The sequence below is a fragment of the Xanthomarina maritima genome, assembly GCF_008084905.1.
Classification (GTDB): Bacteria; Bacteroidota; Bacteroidia; order Flavobacteriales; family Flavobacteriaceae; genus Xanthomarina; species Xanthomarina maritima.
The window spans coordinates 1-1,721 of sequence record NZ_VSFC01000027.1; the positions used below are offsets into that span (position 1 = coordinate 1).

Sequence of the window (1,721 nt, forward strand, 5' to 3'; positions counted from 1 at the left end):
CCACCACCTAACCCAATAAAATCAAATTGAGTTTGTCCTGGTGCTCCACTAGTATATGGACCTGTATAACTATCTATACTTACTGAATATGGAGGTGTTCCTCCAGAAATATCAATACTAAATTCGCCATCCATATCTCCTTCGCAAACTTCTGGAATGATAGATGATGGAACGATGCTTATAATTATAGGTGATGGTTCATTAATTGTGAAATTGATGATTAAATAACACCCTAATTCATCTTGTACAATCACATCATAATTTCCTGGGGCTAAATCTTCAAAAACATTTGTTTCAAAAAATTGATTTAATTGTGGAGAAATAGCATACATAATTAAACCTGTACCACCTGAAGCATTAATAACTACAGACCCATCATTTGCTCCATAACATGTAACATCTGTAACTGTAAAAGGTGCAATTAATGGCGCAGATGGCTCACTAATTGTAAATGGAGCAGACGTTGTTAAACAATCTCCACTCTCAACATGTACTTGATAGGTTCCAGCTGGTAGTTCTGTAAAAATTCCAGGACTATTTTGAGTTGCTGGAATGGTGTTTCCTAATGTATCCTGTAACGTGTAAATATAATTCCCTAAACCTCCCTGAGCCGTAGCTACAACAACACCTGTAGAATCGCCAGCACAATTAACTGTTGCATTGGTTAATGATAAATTAAGTGTTAAGGTTGGTAATGGATCGATAGTAATTTCGTTAGATACAATAGAAATACATCCATTAGCATCCTGCACATAATATTCATAAGCTCCCACTGGAACAGAAAATGTTGTTGATGTTGTAAACGAACCTAATACTGGTGTAAATGTTATATTATCACTATATGTATAAGGTCCTGTTCCACCAGATGCACTTAAAGTAAGCGTTGCTTGAGTTAAACACGTTTGAGATGTTTCTTTGACTAAACTAGCTTGTATTTGAGTTGGCTCATTAATTGTTACATCTGCTGATGTGAAAATACAACTAAAAGCATCTGATACTTCTACATTATATGTACCTGCTCCTAAGCCACCAAATACTGGAGAACTTTGTGGTCCTGAAGAACTCGTTGTTGGCGAAATCATGTGCAACGTATATAAATAGTTGCTACCTTGTCCACCAGTTACGTTAGTTACAGTTATTGTTGCATTTGTATCACCAAAACAAGACAATAAAGTAGTGTTAGGTGTTACTGTTGCATTAATTGGTGTTGGAGCTATAAGAGTAACTGTATCTGAAGCGATACACCCTCCTGCATCCATAACATTTACAGTATATGTTCCTGCAGATAAATTTTCAAAAGTTCCATTTGACGAATAAGCTACTGTAGCCGCTCCTGTTAATTCAAATTGATACGTTCCCCAACCTCCACTTGCTATTGCTGTAATGGTTCCTAAGTTATCAGTACATGTTACATTAGAAGTTTCTAAAGCAACTACTGTTAATGGCTCTGTAGGTGATGATATAATGACACTATTCGTTGCATTACAAAACGGACTTGCAGTTTCTGTAATAACTACAGAGTAACTTCCAGCCTGCATTCCTGTTACAGTTTCTGGATTAGTCGTTGTATTTGCTGAAACTGGTCCTAAAACTGAAGTTCCTAAACTATTAAATACTTCATAAGTATAAGCTCCAGAATAACCACTGACATTTATATCAAACGTTCCAGAATTATCTCCAAAACATGTAACTCCAGTTGGAATGGTTGTAAATGAAGGTGG

General features: G+C 36.1%; 1 protein-coding gene. It reads right to left on the minus strand.

All coding sequences use genetic code 11. The annotated features are described in order from the left end of the window. Positions 1-1,721 (minus strand): SprB repeat-containing protein (locus FVF61_RS05540; protein ID WP_199757274.1); only part of this gene is annotated, 1,721 nt, incomplete at both ends.